17 protein-coding genes are annotated in these 20,083 nt (G+C 31.9%); 1 reads left to right on the forward strand and 16 read right to left on the reverse strand.

Annotated elements, in window-relative coordinates; all coding sequences use genetic code 11:
• Window positions 1-5 precede the first annotated feature (5 nt).
• The 9 genes from ACSHW5_RS02520 to ACSHW5_RS02560 form a co-directional block, all read right to left on the reverse strand.
• Window positions 6-2,567 (reverse strand): TonB-dependent receptor, encoded by a 2,562-nt coding sequence (locus tag ACSHW5_RS02520; protein ID WP_435674533.1) that lies wholly within the window; start codon window positions 2,565-2,567, stop codon window positions 6-8.
• A gap of 218 nt (window positions 2,568-2,785) precedes the next feature.
• Window positions 2,786-4,354 carry a glucose-6-phosphate isomerase gene (gene pgi, locus ACSHW5_RS02525; RefSeq protein ID WP_435674534.1) on the reverse strand — a complete coding sequence of 523 codons (1,569 nt, stop codon included), beginning with the start codon at window positions 4,352-4,354 and terminating at the stop codon, window positions 2,786-2,788.
• A gap of 7 nt (window positions 4,355-4,361) precedes the next feature.
• Window positions 4,362-5,627 carry a peptidoglycan DD-metalloendopeptidase family protein gene (locus ACSHW5_RS02530; RefSeq protein ID WP_435674535.1) on the reverse strand — a complete coding sequence of 422 codons (1,266 nt, stop codon included), beginning with the start codon at window positions 5,625-5,627 and terminating at the stop codon, window positions 4,362-4,364.
• 90 nt (window positions 5,628-5,717) lie between these two features.
• On the reverse strand, window positions 5,718-6,497 hold the full coding sequence (locus tag ACSHW5_RS02535; RefSeq protein WP_435674536.1) for a DUF3108 domain-containing protein: 780 nt from the start codon (window positions 6,495-6,497) through the stop codon (window positions 5,718-5,720).
• A gap of 134 nt (window positions 6,498-6,631) precedes the next feature.
• A complete protein-coding gene (locus ACSHW5_RS02540; RefSeq protein ID WP_435674537.1) occupies window positions 6,632-7,549 on the reverse strand; it encodes a tryptophan 2,3-dioxygenase family protein in 918 nt (305 codons plus the stop codon).
• Window positions 7,550-7,738: 189 nt separating this feature from the next.
• The gene (gene hppD / locus ACSHW5_RS02545; RefSeq protein WP_435674538.1) at window positions 7,739-8,902 is read right to left on the reverse strand and encodes a 4-hydroxyphenylpyruvate dioxygenase; all 1,164 of its coding nucleotides are present in this window, start codon (window positions 8,900-8,902) and stop codon (window positions 7,739-7,741) included.
• A gap of 228 nt (window positions 8,903-9,130) precedes the next feature.
• Window positions 9,131-10,288 carry a homogentisate 1,2-dioxygenase gene (locus ACSHW5_RS02550; protein ID WP_435674539.1) on the reverse strand — a complete coding sequence of 386 codons (1,158 nt, stop codon included), beginning with the start codon at window positions 10,286-10,288 and terminating at the stop codon, window positions 9,131-9,133.
• A gap of 348 nt (window positions 10,289-10,636) precedes the next feature.
• The gene (locus tag ACSHW5_RS02555; RefSeq protein WP_435674540.1) at window positions 10,637-11,677 is read right to left on the reverse strand and encodes an aldo/keto reductase; all 1,041 of its coding nucleotides are present in this window, start codon (window positions 11,675-11,677) and stop codon (window positions 10,637-10,639) included.
• A 243-nt stretch (window positions 11,678-11,920) separates the two neighbouring features.
• Window positions 11,921-13,108 carry a phosphoglycerate kinase gene (locus tag ACSHW5_RS02560; RefSeq protein WP_435674541.1) on the reverse strand — a complete coding sequence of 396 codons (1,188 nt, stop codon included), beginning with the start codon at window positions 13,106-13,108 and terminating at the stop codon, window positions 11,921-11,923.
• A gap of 179 nt (window positions 13,109-13,287) precedes the next feature.
• Between ACSHW5_RS02560 and ACSHW5_RS02565 the strand changes: the two genes are divergently transcribed.
• Window positions 13,288-14,430, forward strand: coding sequence for an ATP-binding protein (locus tag ACSHW5_RS02565; protein ID WP_435674542.1), 1,143 nt, complete (start codon window positions 13,288-13,290; stop codon window positions 14,428-14,430).
• A gap of 133 nt (window positions 14,431-14,563) precedes the next feature.
• Here the strand turns inward: ACSHW5_RS02565 and ACSHW5_RS02570 are convergent, their stop codons facing one another.
• The 7 genes from ACSHW5_RS02570 to ACSHW5_RS02600 form a co-directional block, all read right to left on the reverse strand.
• On the reverse strand, window positions 14,564-15,121 hold the full coding sequence (locus ACSHW5_RS02570; RefSeq protein ID WP_435674543.1) for an MOSC domain-containing protein: 558 nt from the start codon (window positions 15,119-15,121) through the stop codon (window positions 14,564-14,566).
• Between the two features lie 4 nt (window positions 15,122-15,125).
• Window positions 15,126-15,893: an enoyl-CoA hydratase/isomerase family protein gene (locus ACSHW5_RS02575; protein WP_435674544.1), complete on the reverse strand. Its 768-nt coding sequence runs from the start codon at window positions 15,891-15,893 to the stop codon at window positions 15,126-15,128.
• 82 nt (window positions 15,894-15,975) lie between these two features.
• Entirely contained in the window at window positions 15,976-17,250 is a 1,275-nt protein-coding gene (locus ACSHW5_RS02580; protein ID WP_435674635.1) for a beta-ketoacyl-[acyl-carrier-protein] synthase family protein, read from the reverse strand.
• A gap of 23 nt (window positions 17,251-17,273) precedes the next feature.
• On the reverse strand, window positions 17,274-17,714 hold the full coding sequence (locus tag ACSHW5_RS02585; protein ID WP_435674545.1) for a 3-hydroxyacyl-ACP dehydratase FabZ family protein: 441 nt from the start codon (window positions 17,712-17,714) through the stop codon (window positions 17,274-17,276).
• 182 nt (window positions 17,715-17,896) lie between these two features.
• Window positions 17,897-19,258, reverse strand: coding sequence for a DNA repair protein RadA (gene radA, locus ACSHW5_RS02590; RefSeq protein ID WP_435674546.1), 1,362 nt, complete (start codon window positions 19,256-19,258; stop codon window positions 17,897-17,899).
• Window positions 19,259-19,348: 90 nt separating this feature from the next.
• Window positions 19,349-19,657 (reverse strand): type II toxin-antitoxin system RelE/ParE family toxin, encoded by a 309-nt coding sequence (locus tag ACSHW5_RS02595; RefSeq protein WP_435674547.1) that lies wholly within the window; start codon window positions 19,655-19,657, stop codon window positions 19,349-19,351.
• On the reverse strand, window positions 19,658-19,918 hold the full coding sequence (locus tag ACSHW5_RS02600; protein ID WP_435674548.1) for a hypothetical protein: 261 nt from the start codon (window positions 19,916-19,918) through the stop codon (window positions 19,658-19,660).
• Between the last annotated feature and the right edge of the window lie 165 nt (window positions 19,919-20,083).

The following is a 20,083-nucleotide window of genomic DNA, read 5'->3' on the forward strand; positions in this document are numbered from 1 at the left end:
ATTTTTTAAAAGTTAACTTTTAATCCTAAACTAAATGTTCTTCCAGCTCCATAATATACGCTTGCATCTGCAGCTGAGTGTGTGTCTTTGTTATCAAATGCATCAGAAATGTATTCAACATCTAGTGCATTGTTCATTTTACCAGAAATAGTGGCGTCAAAATCTGCTATTTTAAACCCATGAGTAATACCTAGGTCAAATAGGTGATAAGAAGGTATTTTCCAAGTATCTAATCTGTCTGTAGTTCCTTGACTTACGTCAAATTTTGCATACAAATCTCCTGCGTAGTTATAGTCTAAATAGAAAGATGTATTTTCTAAAGCTTTATAATTAAGTCCAAATGCAACTGTTGTTTGTGCGGCATCAGATACTTTTAAACCATCAGCATTTACTATTACAGTTCCTAAAGAAGCTCCTGATTGATCAAATAGTTCTCCTTGAACATCACTTGTCCATTGCCAATCTCCTAAAGAGATCATACCATTCATTCTTAATTTGTCACTTAATTTGTAAACAAAATCTACCTCAATACCTTGGTGTAATGCATCTAATCCAGAGAAATTTCCTTCTACTTGCTGTCCGATGTTAATTGGATCTTGTCTAGTAGCAGTAACAGATTTATCTAACCAAGAAGTTCTGTAAAGGTTTACGTTAGCGTTAAATTTTTCGCTTCTAAAACCATACCCAACTTCTAAACTGAATATTTTTTCATTTAATGCTTCTTCATTTATTTCTACTGATTGTTTATCAATAAAAACGTTATCAGTTAAAAAAGGAGCTTTAGAGAAGTAACCAACGTTGGCAAAAACATTGTTAGTATCATCTAAGTTATAATTTGCTCCACCTTTGGTACCAAAACCTAAGAAGTTAATGTCTTCAGAAACTCTTCCGTTAGGATTTGAAGAATCATCTAAGAAACTAGATCTACCATATCTATCATTAGAAATTGTAGTTGAAAAGAAAACAGCTAAGTCATCTTTGCTATATTCTAATTGAGCAAAAGCTCCATATCTTAAAACGCGTCCTTCGTAATCTCTATTTAAACGATCACCAACTTGTAATGCTTCGTTTGCGTTGTTATCATCTGAATATGGATTTAAGAAATATTGACCACCTAATAAATCATCTACTTCATAATAGTGAGTACCTATATAATATCTACCGTCTAAACCTACAGATAAAGCTAACTCTTCTGTTACGTTTGTTTTTAAAGTTGATAAAACACCATACCATTCATGATCGTTAATAGAAGATAAAAACACATCAGAAGAACCTAAAGCTCCTCTGTCTTTATTTTCTTGAACAATTCTATCAAAATCAATTGGTTGGTCTGTGTCTCCTAATCTGTAGTCATCTGTACCTGTTTTACCAGATGTACCGCTTGCTCTACCGGTTCTTCTTCCTCCACCTGTTCCAAAAGATGCGTATACAACTGTTGTTAAGAAAGTTTTGTCAGAAATAGTCCAATCATGATTTAAAGAAATTTGAGGTTTATGGTAGAAATTGAAAGAAGAGTTTTCTATTTGTCCATTTCTATATCCCCAATCTGGGTTAAATTTCTTACCACCTTGCTCTGTAGCTCTATTTGTCTCAATAGAATTTGTAGTAAATCTTTGTCCGTGTGTTTGTTGAGCACCTATAATGTTAAAAGATAATTTGTGATCATCATTTAATATTTTAGAAATATTTAAGAAGTAATTTACACCACTAAATTGTAAACCATCTACATAACCATCTCCAGTAATTTTAGCGGCAGAAGCAGTAACTGCAAGACCGTTTTCCATTAAACCTGTAGATAAAGTCATTCCATATTTAAAATAACCATCATTACCTGTAGACATTTTTACATTACCACCTTGTTCTGCATCTGTAGATTTAGAGATAATATTAATTGTACCCCCAACAGAAGGAACTGCTACTTTAGAAGCACCTAAACCTCTTTGAACCTGCATTGCAGAAGTAACGTCAGATAAACCTGCCCAGTTAGACCAGTATACAGAACCGTTTTCCATATCATTTACGGGAACTCCGTTAATCATAACAGCAACGTTTTCTGAACTAAACCCTCTTAAGTTAATTCTACCATCTCCGTAACCACCACCTGTTTTTGTAGCATATACACCTGGTGTTGATTTTAAAATCTCAGGAAATTCTTGAGTTCCTAATTTTAATTCAATATCAGTTGCTTTAATTGTAGAAACCGCTACCGGTGTTTTTCTATCAATTGCAAAAGAAGTTGCAGATATCACAATTTCATCTAATGCACCTGCGTCTTCAGCTAATTTAATTTTTCCAAGGTTCGCTTTTGAAGAAGAGAAAGAAACTTCTTTTGTTGTGTAACCAATAAAAGAAACTATTAAAGTTCCTGAATTTGTTTTTGCTGTTAGCATAAACTTCCCATCAAAATCCGTTGAAGTTCCGTTTGTTGTTCCTTTTACAACAACACTAGCTCCTGGTAAAGGTTGATTGGTATCATCTACCACTAAACCAGAAATTTTAGTTTGTCCTAAAACAGTAGCTGTTACAAAAAATAAAGCCACAAATAATAAGTTTTTAAAATTTTTCATTGTTTGAATTTATGTTTATAAATATTCTGCAAAATTCAAGATTTTACAGCATTGCAATGTTAACTTAATGTTAAGGTTTAACAAAAAATTAAGACTATGGAATGTACTAATAATATAAATTAAACACTGTTAATCAATCATTTAAATATGAACAATTTTGTTAACAAAAACAAATATTTATGTTAATATTTAGAGTTTTAAAGTTTCATGTACTCTAATTAGGAATTTTTTAATAGCTTATTTGCTAATTCTTTTCCTAATTCAACTCCAAATTGGTCATAACTGTAGATGTTCCATAAAATTCCTTGTGCAAATATTTTATGTTCATAAAGTGCAATTAACTTTCCTAAGGAGTGTGGTGTAAGTTTGTCAAAAAGAATGGTATTGCTAGGTCTGTTTCCTTCAAATACCTTAAAAGGTAATAGTTTTTCAATTTTAGCAGCATCACCAGAAAACTTTAATTCTAAATGTGCTTCTTCTTTGGTTTTACCAAAAGCCAAAGCTTCCATTTGTCCGTAGTAATTTGCCATCAATTTTTTATGATGATCTGTTAAACCATATAAAGATTCTTTGTAACCAATAAAATCTGCAGGAATTAATTTAGTTCCTTGATGCACTAATTGCATAAAAGCATGTTGCATGTTGGTTCCTGTGCTTCCCCAAACAATAGTTCCTGTTTGATAGGTTACTTTATTACCATTTCTATCTACACCTTTTCCGTTACTTTCCATAATGGCTTGTTGTAAATATGCAGGAAGTTTTGATAAGTATTGAGAATACGGTAAAACAGCTTCTGTTTCTGCACCGTAAAAATTATTATACCAAACGCTTAACAATGCTAAAACTACAGGAAGGTTTTTGTTAAAATCTTCGTTTTTGAAATGAAGATCCATTTCTTCAGCACCATTTAAAAGTGCTTTGTAATTGTCATAACCTACAGATAAACTGATAGATAAACCTACTGCAGACCAAATAGAGAAACGCCCTCCAACCCAGTTCCACATAGGAAAAACGTTTGTTTTATCAATTCCAAAATTATCTACAGCTTCTAAATTTGTTGATACGGCAACAAAGTGTTTAGGAATGTCAAAAATAGTAGCAGATTTTAAAAACCAATTTTTAAGCGTTTCTGCATTGGTAATAGTTTCTTGAGTTGTAAAGGTTTTAGATACAATCACAAACAATGTTGTTTCTGGGTTCAGTTTTTTCATAACTTCAGAAACATGATCTCCATCAATATTAGAAACAAAGTGTGTGGTTAATTGATTTTTATAATATTGTAAAGATTCTACCACCATGTCTGGTCCTAAATCTGAACCACCAATTCCAATATTTACAATATCTGTAATTGATTTACCTGTATAACCTTTCCATTTTCCGGAAATAACTTTGTTAGAAAAACTTTTTATTTTTCTTAAAGCTGCTTGTATTTGTGGTTTTATGTTTTTGCCTTCTATTATAATTGGTTCTTCAGAATTACTTCTTAAAGCTGTATGTAAAACTTCTCTTCCTTCAGTAACATTAATAACTTCACCAGAAAATTGTTTGTCAATAGCATCTTTCAAATCAACTTCATTTGCCAATTCTACTAGTAAATCAATAGTTTTTTGTGTAATTCTGTTCTTAGAAAAATCTACTTCTAAATCATTTAATTTGATAGAAAAATCTTCTTTTCTATTATTTTCTTTAGCCAAATCTTTAATGTTGATATTTTCAATCTCATTAAAATGATTTGTTAATGCTGTCCATGCGTTTGTTGTAGTTGGGTTGATGTTTTTTAATGCCATTTATTTTTTAGTTTTGGACAATACTTTGCAGTACGTCAGGTTTTTTTATAGGTAGTTTGTTGTAATCTAATTGATATTTTAGCGGTTTTATATATTTAAAATACGCTGGTTTTAAGCTTTCTTTTAAAGGTTCTGCAGATGGTAATTTTTCTCTAAACGGATCTACTTGTTGCCCAAATTTCCAAAAACGATAGCAAACATGAGGTCCGCCAGTATTTCCTGTCATACCAACCCAGCCAATAACTTCTCCTTGTTTTACGTATTGTCCCTTTTTTACTTTACGTTTTTTCATGTGTAAATATTGGGTGGCATACGTGCTATTGTGTTTAATTTTAACATAATTACCATTACCACCTCTTCTTGCAGATTCTAATACGGTACCACTTGCGGTAGCAATAATTGGTGTACCAATGTTGGCTGCAAAATCGGTACCTTTATGAGGTTTTATTCTATTACCATAATACGCAATTCTTCTTTTTAAATTGTATCTAGATGATATTCTATATTGAAATTTAATAGGAGATTTTAAAAATTGACTGCGCAACATATTTCCTTTTTCATCATAATATTCTGCAATATTCTTTATAGAATCAGCAATAAATCTATAGGCATATAAATCTTGCCCTTTATGATTAAAAACGGCGGATTTTACATCTCCATAACCAGCAAAAATGGTGTCGTCTATAAATTTTTCGTCATAGACAAATTTAAAAGAATCTCCTTTTTGTAATTTGTAAAAATCTAAGGTCCATGCATAAATATCTGCAATAGACCAAGTTAAGCTTGGCGATAAACCTAAGCTATCCATAGTAACAGATAGGTTAGAATTAATAATTCCTGTAACCTTTCTTTCTCTTAAGGTAATATATCTTTTATGACGAATAGCCGTAATAATAGAGTCTTTAAAATCTACAATTGTTGCATTTATTTTATCATGTTTATATATGAATACTTGTGCTTTTTCTAGTGAGTCTTTACTTGCTAAAATAGTATAAGGTTTGCCAGCTCTTACTCTTCTTACATCAAAAACGTCTTTTATTGCTCCTGCAATTTTGTTAATAGTAGGGTAATACACATGATGTTTGTCTAGAATAGTGCCAAAACTTTCTCCGCTAAGTATGGTGTCTTTTATTACGGTAAATTTATCTAAATTGTAACCATATTTAATAAGTGGTTCTGGTACAATTATTTTTACAGGAGTGGGTTTTTTCTCTTCTTTTTTACAAGATAGAAAGGAAAGGATACAAACAAGGAGTAATACAATATTTTTCAAGGAAATGGTGGCTATTAGGTGCAGTGTCAAAAATACAAATAAAATTGATGATTCCCTTAAATGTGTTTCGTTAAAATTAGGCTAATTTCTTTATTCATTAAACACAACTTTAAATGAGTTTGCCAAACCTTTGTAAGATTCTAATTCTGCTTGCAAAGAACCAACCGCTAAAGAAGCTTTCATTTTAATAGGAATTTTATTGTCATCATTAGTAATCCAAATGGTTACACTTTCTTCTGCTTTAAAAATTCTACCAGATTGTACCAAAGGTCTAAAAATTAATGTTGCTATTTTACCAAACTTTGTTTGTAACATTTCTTTACCTAAATACCTTAATTTAAAAGGGTAAACTTGTGAGTCTAGAAACATATCTATGGCAAATTCATCTCCTTCTTTAAGATGATTTACATCTTGATTTCTTAAATAGTAGAAAGATGATAACATATCTTGTACATTTCTAAAAGGAATAAGGGTATCTTTTTTATGGATAAAATCTTGCACAAATGCTTCTTTGGTTTGATGATTAAAAGTAGTATTTCTGTGTTTTTTATAACCACCTTCATCAATTTTTCTTTTAAAAAGATATGGTTTTATAGTGTCTTTGGCAAAATAAGATTCATAAACATCATCAACCTTAAAAAACCATTTTATCAATCCAGTAGTCCAACCAGATCCTTTGGTATAAAATACTTTTTTTCCTTTTAAATTGGTTTCTTTTACTTCTAAAACTGCTGTACCTGCTCTTAAAAAACCACTGTAACTCATTTTGTATCGCAACCATTCTCCATCTTTAAAGGCTGCGGGTTTTTCTTGACTAAAAGTTGTAGTCAATAGAAATAATGTACAAAGAAATATAATGTGCTTTTTCATAAAAAATCAAACTTATAAAAAAGTAATGACAATTACTGTTCCAAAAATAAAAAAAGTTGTGTTCAAGGATTTTTTAAAAATTATTTAGAGAGGATACAATATTTATAAGTAGTTGTAAATCAGTTGCTGGTTTTTTAAAATGTTCCCCAGTTTTTTAATTCATCTTCGTTCCATAAAAAGGGATAAAAAATTCTTCTTTGAAATTTTGGGTGCATATATTTACGCCAATTACTACCTCCTGTAGCTTTTAATTCTGAGTCATCACCACCAATATATTTGGCTGCAGCATTGTAATGCGCCATTACCCATTTTACATTTACAGTGTAATCATAGTGCCTCATGGCTTTTATTAAATCTTCGTTTTCTTGAACTTCTTTAGGGAGTTGTTTAAACTTTAAAGATAAATTACAGTCATTATAATCTTCCATAAAATCTATAAATTCTCCTTTGTATTTTATTTCAAAAAGATTTAATAAGGTCGATTTTTGACCAGTAGTATAATTTTTTCCGGCAGCTTGCCAGTACAAATGATTGTAGGCGTTTCTAAAAGAAGAATGCCTGTCTATAGAATCTCTATAACGCACATCTATTAGGTTGATAAGCTCTGTAGAAGCAAATTCTATTTTCCTGTATTGCGCACTTTGAAACCCGCTTGCTGGAGTTAAAGTATTTCTAAATTTTATGTATTGTTCACGCTCCATTCCGTCTGCCATAACGTTAAAAGAGCTACAAAGCATATCAAAATATCTACTAATTCTACCCAAATGTAACGAGAATTTTTCAGCAGAAACTTCAATGGTTTTTGCTACTTGGTCAATTTCCCACAAAATCATTTTAAATAACAACTCATTTACTTGATGGTACATAATAAATACCATTTCATCTGGCTGTGTGGTTCTTGGAGTTTGCAAGCCCAAAAGTGCGTCTGTCTGAATATAATCCCAGTAGGTAATTGGTGTACTCCACAACAAACCTTCTAACATAGAATCTACCGGAACGCCTAATTTATCGTACTTTTCTTCTATAGCTTTTAAAATTTCGTCTCTGTTCATGTTTTTTAAGAATCAAGATAATTAGAGCCAAGAAACAAGTTAATTTTGGTTTTTGGACTTTATGGATGCAATTTACTATAATAATTAAAGATTATTTCATCTTTTTATTGAAGTTTTATGAAAATAAAATACCAAGAACTAAGATGGTTAAATCTTGATTCTTGGTATTATTTTTTACTTGATTTTTTTTTAAAGCGTTCCTCTTTTTGCTTGTTCTCTTTCTATAGATTCAAACAACGCCTTAAAGTTTCCGGCTCCAAAGCCTCTAGCGCCCATTCTTTGAATAATCTCGAAAAACAAAGTAGGTCTGTCTTCAACTGGTTTTGTAAAAATTTGTAAAAGATATCCTTCTTCATCGGCATCTATCATAATTCCTAAATCTTTTAGTTTTTCGATATCTTCTCTTAATTCATGACTATGTTCTTCTAATCTTCCAGGAACTGCGCGGTAGTATTCCTCTGGTGGAGTAGACAAAAACTCTACGCCATTTGCTTTTAATTGTCCAACAGTTTTTATAATATCATCTGTGGCAACTGCAATATGTTGTACGCCAGAACCTTCGTAAAAATCTAAATATTCTTCTATTTGAGAACGTTTTTTTCCTTCTGCTGGTTCGTTTATCGGGAATTTAATTCTACCGTTTCCGTTAGACATAACTTTGCTCATTAATGCAGAATATTCTGTGTGAATTTGCTTGTCATCAAAAGATAAAAAGTTTACAAAACCCATAACGTCTTCATAGAATTTTACCCAAGTATTCATTTGATTCCAACCCACATTACCCACCATGTGATCTATGTATTTTAAACCTGCAGCAGGCGGATTGTAGTCTGACTCCCATTTTTGAAAGCCTGGTAAAAATGCGCCGTTGTAGTTTTTGCGCTCAACAAACATGTGTACCGTTTCTCCGTAGGTATAAATTCCTGCTCTTACAACTTCACCAAATTCGTCTTTTTCTATGGTTGGTTCCATATAAGATTTCGCTCCGCGAGATGTTGTTTCTTCATAAGCTTTTCTTGCATCTTCTACCCAAAGTGCTATTATTTTTACGCCATCGCCATGTTTTACAATATGATTGTTTATGGCAGATTTGCTATTTAAAGGTGTTGTTAACATCAACTTTATTTTGTCTTGTGTTAATACATAACTTACCGAATCTTTAGAGCCCGTTTCTAGTCCGCGATATGCATGCGATTGAAAGCCAAAAGCTGTTTTATAAAAATGCGCCGCTTGTTTTGCGTTGCCAACGTAAAATTCTACATAATCGGTTCCTAAAAGTGGAAGGAAATCTTGTGCTTCTGAGAATATTTTTTCGAGTCCGTAATTAACGGATTTTATTTCTTTTTTACTCATGTTTATGTTTTGTAGGCCTTAAAGGTTTTTTTATAGTTTTTATTGAACTTAACCCTTAAAGGGTTTCAAACCCTTTAAGGGTTATTAAAAAGATTTTAAAATGGCATTACGCCTTAAAACTGTTATTTGGTTGCAAACAAGTTTAGCCGTGATTGAAATGGCATCCTTTTTTTATTTTTCATAAAAAAAGATATAATGGAAAGCGCGAAATAGCTTCTAATAATTATTTTATTCCAACCACGATTTATAATAGTCTTCATCGGCAATTTTCATAGCTTCTTCTGTTACCATTAAAGGTTTAAAAGTATCTACCATTACGGCCAATTCTTCGGTTTTTGTATGCCCGATACTGCGTTCTGTTGCACCTGGATGTGGACCATGAGGAATGCCTGCCGGATGCAAGGAAATATGGCCTTGATCTATATCATTTCTGCTCATAAAATCGCCATCTACATAATACAAAACCTCGTCTGAATCTATGTTACTATGATTGTATGGCGCAGGAATTGAATTTGGGTGATAATCATACAAACGTGGCACAAAACTGCAAATTACAAAAGTGTTTGTTTCAAAAGTTTGATGTACTGGCGGCGGTTGATGAATGCGACCTGTAATGGGTTCGAAATCGTGAATGGAAAAAGCATACGGAAAGTTATAACCATCATAACCAACCACATCAAAAGGATGCGATGCGTACACCATTTCTATAATTTCGCCTTGTTTTTTTACTTTTATTAAGAAATCTCCTAACTTGTTATAGGTTTCTAATTCTTGAGGCCTTCTTAAATCGCGTTCGCAAAAAGGAGCATGTTCTAATAATTGACCAAAGTAGTTTCTGTATCTTTTTGGTGTATACACAGGCGAATAAGATTCTACAATAAAGAGGCGATTGTGTTCATCATCAAAATCTAATTTGTAAATAATTCCGCGAGGAATTACCAAGTAATCTCCGTATTTAAAGTTGATGTTTCCAAGATGTGTTCTTAATTTTCCACTTCCTTTATGTATAAAAATTACTTCGTCTGCATCTGTATTTTTATAAAAATAATCTTTGGTTGATTTTTTTGGTGCCGATAAAATAATATTACAATCGGTATTTGTTAGCACAATTTTTCTGCTTTCTAAATAATCATTTTCTGGCGGAACTTGAAATCCGCGAAAGCGATACGATTGAATATTATTTGCTTTTGCTATTTTAGGTTTTACAGAATATTGTTTGCCAATATGTTTTACCATTGTTGGTCTGTGCTCGTGATACGAATTTGTAGACATTCCGTCGAAACCGATTGTACCAAATAATTGCTCGTAATACAAACTGCCGTCTTTTTTACGAAATTGCGTGTGTCTTTTGGGTGGAATTTCTCCTAATTTATGATAAAAAGGCATATTTTTTTAATGTATTAATGAGTTCATAAAATAATGTACCAATGTTTTTGAGTTCACAATTGTTACATTTTTAAATTGAAAAATTGATACATTCATCCATCACTCTGGATTGCGCTTTATGAAGAATTTTAAATATGTAAGTAAATCTGAAAACATTTCAATCGATTTCGTTGTACTACAAATATAGGAAAAGATTGTTAGAAGACTGGTTTTCAGTATTAAATATTTAGGTTTTAGCACGCATAAAAAACCCTTCAGGTTTTGAAAATATGAAGGGTTTATTGAGGTTTTTTTCAGTTTTAACAATCTCTTCTTAAAACCAATCATCCATAAATTGCTGTTTTTTTGTTAAGGCGCAGGATTAGGAAATAGTTTATGAATTGCTTCTATTTCATTTATTATTTCTTCAGATAAATTAATATGAATACTGCCAATATTTTCCTTCAACTGACTTATTTTAGTTGCTCCAATAATATTTGCAGTTACAAATGGCAACTGATTTATGTAAGCTAAAGACAATTCTGTTAAAGTAATACCATGTTTTAAAGCAAGGGCTTCATACCTTAAAACTGCTTGTTGCACCAAATCAGATTGATATCTTGCAATATAATTAGGAAACAAAATTCCTCTGGCATCAGCAGGTTTTTGTCCTCTTAAATACTTACCTGTTAACACACCTTGAGCTAGGGGAGAATACGTTAATAAACCGATGTTTTCTCTCATAGAAACTTCAGACATTCCGTATTCATAACTTCTATGTACTAAAGAATATGAATTCTGCATGGTAATCATTCTTGGTAAATTTAATTCTTTGGCTGCTTGTAAATATTGCAGTGTTCCCCAAGGAGTTTCATTAGACAAACCAACTTGTCTTATTTTACCTTCATTTATTAATTTTTGCAGAGTTTCTAATATTTCTACATGATTTTCTGCTTCTTTTCTAGATGTTTTATAAGGGTAATCTCTTAATCCGAAAGTATTAACTCCTCTTTCTGGCCAATGTAATTGATATAGATCTATATAATCTGTTTGCAATCTCTTAAGACTTCCTTCTACTGCATCAATAATTGCTTCTTTTGCAAACCCATTTTCTCTAATATGTGCTGTGTAAGGTCCTGGACCAGCAATTTTACTTCCTAATACAACTTTATCTCTATTTCCAGATTTTTTAAACCAGTTTCCAATAATAGTTTCTGTGGTGCCATAAGTTTCTGGTGTTGCAGGAACTGAATACAATTCTGCCGTATCAAAAAAATTGACGCCTTGTTCTAAAGCAAAATCCATTTGTTCAAAACCTTCTTCTTGTGTGTTTTGTTTTCCCCAAGTCATGGTTCCTAAACAAATTTTAGAAACTTTAATATCTGTATGTGGTAGTTTTGTGTATTTCATTTTTTGATGTGTAAACGTTTTAACTGTGTAAACGTGTAATTGTTTATTTGTGTAATTGTTTCAAACAACCAATGCGAATTTAGAAACTAATATTTTAACCAAAAAATAAGCGTGCAATTTTAACAATTACACGCTTATTTAATTAATTTATATTTTAAAATGAAACTTCGACAAGCTCAGTTTGACATCTTACATGTGAATTGTTTTTTTGTTTAAAATTATAACGATTAAACAAATAAACGACTATTTTAATATAGCATTAATTCCTGGTAAGGTTTTACCTTCTAACATTTCTAGCATTGCTCCACCACCGGTAGAAACATAACTTACTTTTTCTGCAAAACCAAATTGTTTTACAGCAGCAACAGAATCTCCACCACCAACTAAAGAGAAAGCTCCGTTTTTGGTTGCTTTATCAATAGAATGACCTAAGGCAATTGTTCCTCCTGCAAAAGATTCCATTTCAAAAACACCTAAAGGTCCGTTCCATAAAATAGTTTTACACTTGTTAACAACGGTATCAAAATTTTCTCTAGATTTTGGTCCGGCATCTAAACCTTGCCATCCATCAGGAATTGTATTAATGTCTAAAATCTGAGTATTTGCATCATTAGAAAAATCATCAGCAGCAATTACATCTACAGGAATATGAACTTCTACTCCTTTTTCTTTTGCTTGTTTTAAAATATCTAAAGCCAATTCCATTTTATCATCTTCACAAATAGAATCTCCTATAGTTCCTCCTTGTGCTTTAATAAAAGTAAAGCTCATTCCACCACCAATAATTAAGTGATCTACTTTGTCTAAAATATTTTCAATTACCGTAATTTTAGAAGATACTTTTGCACCCCCTAAAATTGCTAAAACTGGTTTTTCAGAATTGTTTAATACTTTATCTATACTTTCAATTTCTCTTGCCAATAAGTTTCCAAAACATTTGTTTTCAGGAAAAAATTGAGCAATAATTGTTGTAGAAGCGTGTGCTCTGTGCGCAGTACCAAAAGCATCATTTACATACACATCACCAAATTTTGATAATTTTTCTGCAAAAGCAACATCTCCTTTTTTCTCTTCTTCGTAGAAACGTAAGTTTTCTAATAATAAGATTTCTCCAGATTCTAAATTTGCAACAGCTTCTTCTACTTTATCGCCAATACAATCTGCAACAAATTTTACTTTAACGCCTAAAATTTCAGTTGCTTTGTCTACAATGTGTCCTAAAGAAAATTCATCTTGAAATCCTTTTGGGCGACCTAAATGAGACATTAAGATACAGCTTCCTTCTTGTTCTAAAATATCTATAATTGTAGATTTTGCAGCTTGAATTCTGGTAGCATCAGTTACTTCAAATTTATCATTTAAAGGCACATTAAAATCTACACGAATTAGCGCTTTCTTATTTTTGAAATTAAAATCTTTTAGTGTTTTCATCTTTTATTAAATCTATTTTCAACAAAAATACCGAATTATTTGTTCTTTTTGAACTGTAAATCCTAAAATTTAATACAACGTTTGCGAAGACAATTACTGCGCTTGCCATGAATTTACCATAGAAAAAGATTGCTTTCTAAAATAGAAGGATAAATGCTAAACAAATTTTATATTTGCCCATGCTTTTCAACCAAATTATCGGACAAGAACACATTAAAAAACATCTAAAAGTATCTGCTGAAAACGGCAGAATTCCGCATGCACAATTATTTGTGGGCAAAGAAGGAAGCGGTGCTTTGCCAATGGCAATTGCATATGCACAATTTTTATTGTGTAATTTTTCTGATGATGTTGACGTTTGTAATTTAAAGTGCGATAAACTTCAGCATCCAGATTTGCATTTTGCTTTTCCTGTTACTTCTAATGAAATAGTAAAAAAACATCCTGTAAGTAGTTTGTTTTTAAGTGAATGGAGAGAGTTTATAGAAATGCAACCTTATGGAAGTTTGTTTAATTGGTTGCAACACATTGGTGTAGAAAATAAACAAGGAATTATTGGTGTTGATGAAGCGGAAGATGTAGTAAAAAAACTGCGCCTTAAAAGTTACGAAGGCGGTTTTAAAGTGATGATTATTTGGATGGCAGAAAAATTAAATATTGCTGCAGCAAATAAACTATTAAAACTAATTGAAGAACCACCAGAAAAAACTGTTTTTATTTTAATTACAGAAAATGAAGAGCAAATTATAAATACCATAAAATCTCGTTGTCAGGCACTACATTTTCCTGCTTTGAGTGAACAAGATATTTCAAATACTTTAATTGTAAATCATCAAGTTTCTGATAATGAAGCTGCCAATATTGCGCATCAAGCCGAAGGAAATTTTAACAAAGCATTGCATTTATTACAAAAAGATTCTAGCGATCTTATTTTTGAAGAATGGTTTATTGCTTGGATTAGAACTGCTTTTAGAGCGAAAGGAAATGCAGCTGTGGTACAACAATTAATAGAATGGTCAGACACTATTGCCAAAACCGGTCGCGAAACTCAAAAGCGTTTTTTAGAGTATTGTTTGCAGTTTTTTAGACAAGCACTATTGCTAAATTATAAATCTGAAAACTTGGTTTTTATGGAAACTAAAACCGGATTTAACTTGTCTAAATTTGCACCTTTTGTACATGGTGGAAATATTTTAGAAATTGAAAAAGAACTAAATGAGGCCATGTATCACATTGAAAGAAACGGAAATGCCAAAATTATTTTGTTAGATCTTTCTATGAAACTAACGCGTTTTTTACATAAAAAAGAAGATACCGTTTAGAAGCTATTTCCAGCTTTCGCTACTCGCTTTTTTTACCAAAAAAAGGTAAAAAAGAGCTCAAACAGACCGCTCTATCTGGGCTAAACTTGTTTGCCAACTACTACAAACAAGTATTTTTAAGTATGAATACCTGTTAAATTCCGTTTAGAATTCTTTTTGCAACAAACAAATCTGCAATGGTTGGGTTTTCTGGGCAACTTTTTATTTGGATAAATTCATCTCCAGCTTTTACAAAACCTGTTTGTAAAACTTTAAAATAAACACCACAAAAAGTGGTCTTCCAAAACTTCTTTACAATGGTCATTTTATTAAAACGAACTCCTAGTTTATAACAAGGTTCTCTTTGCACTGTTGCCTCTAAAATAGTATCACCCACTTTAAAAGTATCTCCCTGATGAATTTTAGATTCATCTAAGTCATCTATGGTTAAGTTTTCTCCAAAAATCCCCATTTCAAAAACTACATTAGGATACACAGATTTCCAAAAGGTGTAATGTTTTAAAGAATAGCCATAAACAGCTTGTAGAGTTCCACCATGATTTTCTCTATCACAAATAGCATCATTTTTTACGTCTTCTACATCTAAAAAAATAGGATTCTCTACGGAATATTTATAAATACCTGTGGTAACTAAAGTTCCTTTGTAGTCTATTTCTTTTCGTTCTCCAATATTTGTTGAAATAATTTTCACTCTCTTATTTTTTGAATTTTGACAATGCTTTTTTTGTGAATTCTGATAAAACCAATTGACCAGAAATAGTGGCTCTTTCAGTTAATAATGCATCCCAATTTTCTGTTCCTTGCCACAATGCTTTCTTCATTTCTGATAAAGCTACAGGATTGTATGAAGCTAATTTTTCTGACAACAATGCTACTTCCTCATCCAATTCTTTTTGCGATTCAAAAACCTTTGCATACAAGCCTTTTTCTTTTGCCCAATAGGCATTTTTCCAATTGGTGGCATCTAGCGTAAGTTCTGCAGTTCCTGAAACTCCAATTTTACGAGTTACAGCAGGTTCAATTACAAAAGGGCCAATACCTATGGTAAATTCTGATAGTTTTATGGCTGCATTTTCTGTTGCTAATATATAATCGCAAGCGGCTGCTAAACCAACGCCACCACCAACTGTTTTTCCTTGAACGCTACCAATAATTAATTTTCCACAAGTTCTCATGGCGTTAATTACATTGGCAAAACCAGAGAAAAATTGTTTTCCTTCTTCTAAATTAGAAATAGCAACCAATTCATCAAAAGAAGCGCCAGCGCAAAAAGCTTTGTCTCCTTCAGATTTTAAAATAATTACGGAAACAGCGTCATTTTTTCCAACAGAGATAAACTCTTTTGCCAACCTTGCTAACAATTCACTTGGAAAAGAATTACTTGCCGGATGCCCAAATTCTATGGTTGCAATCTGTTGCTGAATGTTGGTATATAAGCTTCCGTTTTGTCTATTTGTAGTCATAAAAAAGGATTTTTATCAAAAATAAGGTTTATTCTTTAGTTGAAATTTTTCTCAAGAATTAAATTTGAGTTTTTAAAACAATTTAAGAATCAAATTTTTTAAAAAGAATACAGCCATTTACATCTCCAAAACCAAAACTTGCTTTGGCAATAATGTTAAGTTTCATATTCATTTTTTCTGTAGGAATTTTATCCAAAGAAATTAAGTTTTGTATTGCTGGATGTAGGTCTTCACAATTTAAGTTCGGAAATAAAAATTGTTCTTTTAATTGCAACACAGTAGCTACATTTTCTATTGATCCGGCGGCAGCTAAACAATGTCCAACCATAGATTTTAAAGAGTTGATAAAAGGGAAGTTATGTCCGCTTCTTTGCAAAGCTTTGGTCCAATTTTCAATTTCTAGACTATCTTTTGATGTTGCTGTTAAATGTCCGTTAATAGCATCAATTTCATGAGGATAAATTTGTGCATCTGCAAGTGCATCAACAATACATTTTTGCACAGCTTCTGCATTTGGTGCTGTCATAGTTCCGCCATTTCGTTGACCGCCAGAATTAATATTACCGCCTAAAACTTCAGCATAAATAGTGGCTTTTCTTTCTAAAGCACTTTCTAAAGATTCTAAAATTAACGCACCAGCTCCGCTTCCTGGAACAAAACCTGAAGCGGTTTTACTCATAGGTCTAGAACCTTTTTCTGGAGATTCATTGTGTTTGTAAGTCATTACTCGCATGGCGTCAAATCCGCCCCAAATATAAGGACCATCATCAGAGCAACTGCCAACCAACATTCTTTTTGCTTTGCCTGTTTTTATACGTTCAAAACCAAGAAGTAAAGCTTCTGTACCCGTTGTACATGCAGAAGAATTTGTGGTTACTTGGTTGCCAAAACCCAGAATTCCACCCAAATAAGCGCTAACTCCGCTTGCCATAGTTTGCACAACAACAGTACTTCCTAAACGTTTTACTTGTTTGTTATCTAGCTTGTAAATGGCTTCTTTAAATTTTTCAATTCCCGAAGTTCCTGTACCAAAAACTATTCCTGAGTGGTAGTCTAATGGGGAGTTTTCGTCAACCGAAAAACCTGCATCTTTCCAAGCATCAATTCCGGCAATACAGCCGTATAAAATGCCAGAACTATTAAAGCCTCGTAATTGTAATTCAGTTAAATAGTTTCGTTTTTTTTCTTCTGATATTGATGGAATTCCGCCAATACAGCAAGAAAAATTAAGGTCTTTTAATTGTTGATGAAATGCAATGCCGGATGTGCCTTTTTTAATGGCTTCCCTAAAATTTTTTAAACCAACTCCGTTTGGTGCTACAACTCCTAAACCCGTAATTACCACTCTGTTTTTTATTGGTGATGTGTTCATTTTATGCGCTATTTTGTTAGTATCATTCCAGAAATTGTTCCTCTACAAACGAGTTCGTTTTTGGTATTTATCATTTTTACGGCACATTTTAGTTTGTGAAATCTAAAATAAATTTTCTCTGAAATTACGGTTACCTTTTCTTTTGGAAATACGGGTAGAAAAAAATCTATTTGATTGGAAGTTAACGCAATTTGAGGTTTATTATGGGATGAAATATCATCTTTTAATAAATAAATTCCTAAGCAAACCAACCCAATTTGAGCCATGGTTTCTGTTAAAATAACTCCAGGGGTTATTGGGTTATTCTTAAAATGACCTTTGTAAAAGTATTCATTTTCTTTATAAGAATAATTTCCGGTAACTCCATTTTCTGTAACTTCTAAAAGTTCATCTACAAATAAAAATGGAGGTTGATAAGGTAAAAGAGGTATAATTTCTGAGGTTTCCATTTTGTGAGTATTTCTTTTCGATGTAAGGTAAAGAGAAAAGTAGTTCGTTTTTTTGGAAACAAGGTAGTAAAAGCATCTTAAAAATGAGCTGTAAAACAACAATTTTGTCTTTCTACAGAAGTTTGTTATCCTCCTTTTTGTACTATTTTTAAGGAATTTTATTTTTTGAATTCTTAGCGTATCTAAGCAAACAAGGTAGCAAAAGCTTCTTCAATTTTACCCACTAAAATTAACTTTATGCCATGATTTTTAGAAGAAATCTTATTGTATTTTGATGCAACAAATGTTTTATAGCCTAATTTTTCTGCTTCTAAAATTCGTTGATCAATTTTGGAAACGGGTCTTATTTCTCCTGCCAAACCAACTTCTGCAGCAAAACATACATTTGGGTTAATGGCAACGTCTTGGTTTGATGATAATATGGCTGCAACTACAGCTAAATCAATTGCTGGGTCATCTACATTTATGCCACCAGTAATATTTAAAAACACGTCTTTTGCTCCTAATTTAAAACCTGCTCTTTTTTCTAAAACGGCTAAAATCATGTTTAATCTTTTAAGATTATACCCTGTTGTAGAACGTTGTGGAGTTCCGTAAACCGCCGTAGAAACTAGTGCTTGAATTTCTATCATTAAAGGTCTAATTCCTTCTAGGGTAGATGCAATTGCTGTTCCGCTTAAATCTGCATCTTTTTTTGAAATTAGAATTTCTGAAGGATTTGAGATTTCTCTTAGTCCGTTAGAAAGCATTTCGTAAATTCCTAATTCAGAGGTAGAACCAAACCTGTTTTTTTGACTTCTTAAAATTCTGTAGGTATGATTTCTGTCGCCTTCAAATTGTAAAACAACATCTACCATGTGTTCTAAAATTTTGGGTCCGGCAATGTTTCCGTCTTTATTAATATGGCCAATTAACAAAACGGGAGTGGCAGTTTCTTTTGCGTATTTTATGAGTTCTGCTGCCGTTTCTCTAATTTGAGAAATACTACCAGGAGAAGCTTCTATAGAGCTAGTGTGTAATGTTTGAATTGAATCTATGACCAAAACTTCTGGTTCTGTTTCTTCAATATTTTTGAAGATGTTTTGTGTGTTGGTTTCTGTAAGAATTAAACAGTTAGAATTATTTGCATCTAATCTTTCTGCTCTCATTTTTATTTGAGACTGACTTTCTTCTCCAGAAACGTACAATACTTTCTGACTAATATTTAAGGCAACTTGTAATAATAAAGTAGATTTACCAATACCTGGTTCTCCTCCTAATAGTGTTACAGAACCTTTTACTAAACCACCACCTAAAACAGTGTCTAATTCTTGGTTATTGGTTACAACTCTTTCTTCGGGATTTAGCTGAATATCTACTATTTTTAAAGGCTTATTTACGGTTTGTTTGGCGGTAGTGGCTTGTTTCCAAACTCGTTTTTCTTCTTTTTGAATAACTTCTTCTACAATGGTATTCCATTCTTTACAGGCGCCACATTGGCCAACCCATTTAGCATGTTGTGTGCCACAATTCTGACAAAAAAAAGTTGTTTTGGTTTTAGCCATTTTAAATAAGTTGCAAAGTTTTAATGTAACAAAGTTACAACGTTTTTGAATTGAAAGCCTTTAAATTGATGGAACTTATTAGGTATTATTTTAGAGATTAGACGCAGTTAAGTTCTCAGGGTTTTGATGTGTATTAAAAACTCGAAAAACTCTTATTTCATTTTCGTTTTTAGGGGCGTAGATAACCTTATAGTTTCTAACAATTATTCTTCTATATGGGTTTCCTATAATTTCATCTATTTGAAATTGATTTATAAAATGGATATTCATAGTTGTTTCAAAAATATCATTTACAACATTTGAAGCTAAATTATTTGAAAGAGTTTTTTCTTTTACGTATTCAAATATTTTTTCTAAATCTTTTTCAGCTTTTAAAGACCAATCTACTGTAAGGCTCATTTACCAAGAAGCCATTTTTTTTTTCAAATCTTCGGAAGTTATAAAATGCCCTTCTTCCATGCTTTTTTCTGCTTCTTTTACTTTTTGAATGTAGGTTTCTTTGGTTAAAGGTTTTCCGTCAATGGTATAACCAACAATTTTAGACGAAGTTTCTTCGTTTTTAGAATGTGTATTATAGATAGCTTCTACTTCATTTAGCACATTTTTATCTGTTTCTAAAATCCATTTGGCCAATGCTTTTCGTTTTTCTTGATCATCCATAATAATAATGATTTATACCAAATATACTGATTTTTTAAATAAACGAAATGTTGGTGAATTGCTAAAAGTTGGCAAACAGTTGCGTTAGCGATTGAATGGCATGTTTGAGCTCTTTTTTATTTTCAAAAAAAGCGAGTAATGAAAGCGCGACCTTTAGGGAACGCC

Origin of the sequence: Polaribacter sp. (assembly GCF_051251875.1) — a bacterium.
GTDB lineage: Bacteria > Bacteroidota > Bacteroidia > Flavobacteriales > Flavobacteriaceae > Polaribacter.

Coding starts and splice junctions, on each gene's coding strand:
- ACSHW5_RS02550 (WP_435674539.1), bottom strand. CDS start 10,288: ATGCCTTTTTATCATAAATTAGGAGAAATTCCACCCAAAAGACACACG.
- ACSHW5_RS02560 (WP_435674541.1), bottom strand. CDS start 13,108: ATGAAAACACTAAAAGATTTTAATTTCAAAAATAAGAAAGCGCTAATT.
- ACSHW5_RS02535 (WP_435674536.1), bottom strand. CDS start 6,497: ATGAAAAAGCACATTATATTTCTTTGTACATTATTTCTATTGACTACA.
- ACSHW5_RS02565 (WP_435674542.1), top strand. CDS start 13,288: ATGCTTTTCAACCAAATTATCGGACAAGAACACATTAAAAAACATCTA.
- ACSHW5_RS02595 (WP_435674547.1), bottom strand. CDS start 19,657: ATGAGCCTTACAGTAGATTGGTCTTTAAAAGCTGAAAAAGATTTAGAA.
- hppD (WP_435674538.1), bottom strand. CDS start 8,902: ATGAGTAAAAAAGAAATAAAATCCGTTAATTACGGACTCGAAAAAATA.
- ACSHW5_RS02600 (WP_435674548.1), bottom strand. CDS start 19,918: ATGGATGATCAAGAAAAACGAAAAGCATTGGCCAAATGGATTTTAGAA.
- ACSHW5_RS02575 (WP_435674544.1), bottom strand. CDS start 15,893: ATGACTACAAATAGACAAAACGGAAGCTTATATACCAACATTCAGCAA.
- pgi (WP_435674534.1), bottom strand. CDS start 4,354: ATGGCATTAAAAAACATCAACCCAACTACAACAAACGCATGGACAGCA.
- ACSHW5_RS02555 (WP_435674540.1), bottom strand. CDS start 11,677: ATGAAATACACAAAACTACCACATACAGATATTAAAGTTTCTAAAATT.
- radA (WP_435674546.1), bottom strand. CDS start 19,258: ATGGCTAAAACCAAAACAACTTTTTTTTGTCAGAATTGTGGCACACAA.
- ACSHW5_RS02520 (WP_435674533.1), bottom strand. CDS start 2,567: ATGAAAAATTTTAAAAACTTATTATTTGTGGCTTTATTTTTTGTAACA.
- ACSHW5_RS02540 (WP_435674537.1), bottom strand. CDS start 7,549: ATGAACAGAGACGAAATTTTAAAAGCTATAGAAGAAAAGTACGATAAA.
- ACSHW5_RS02585 (WP_435674545.1), bottom strand. CDS start 17,714: ATGGAAACCTCAGAAATTATACCTCTTTTACCTTATCAACCTCCATTT.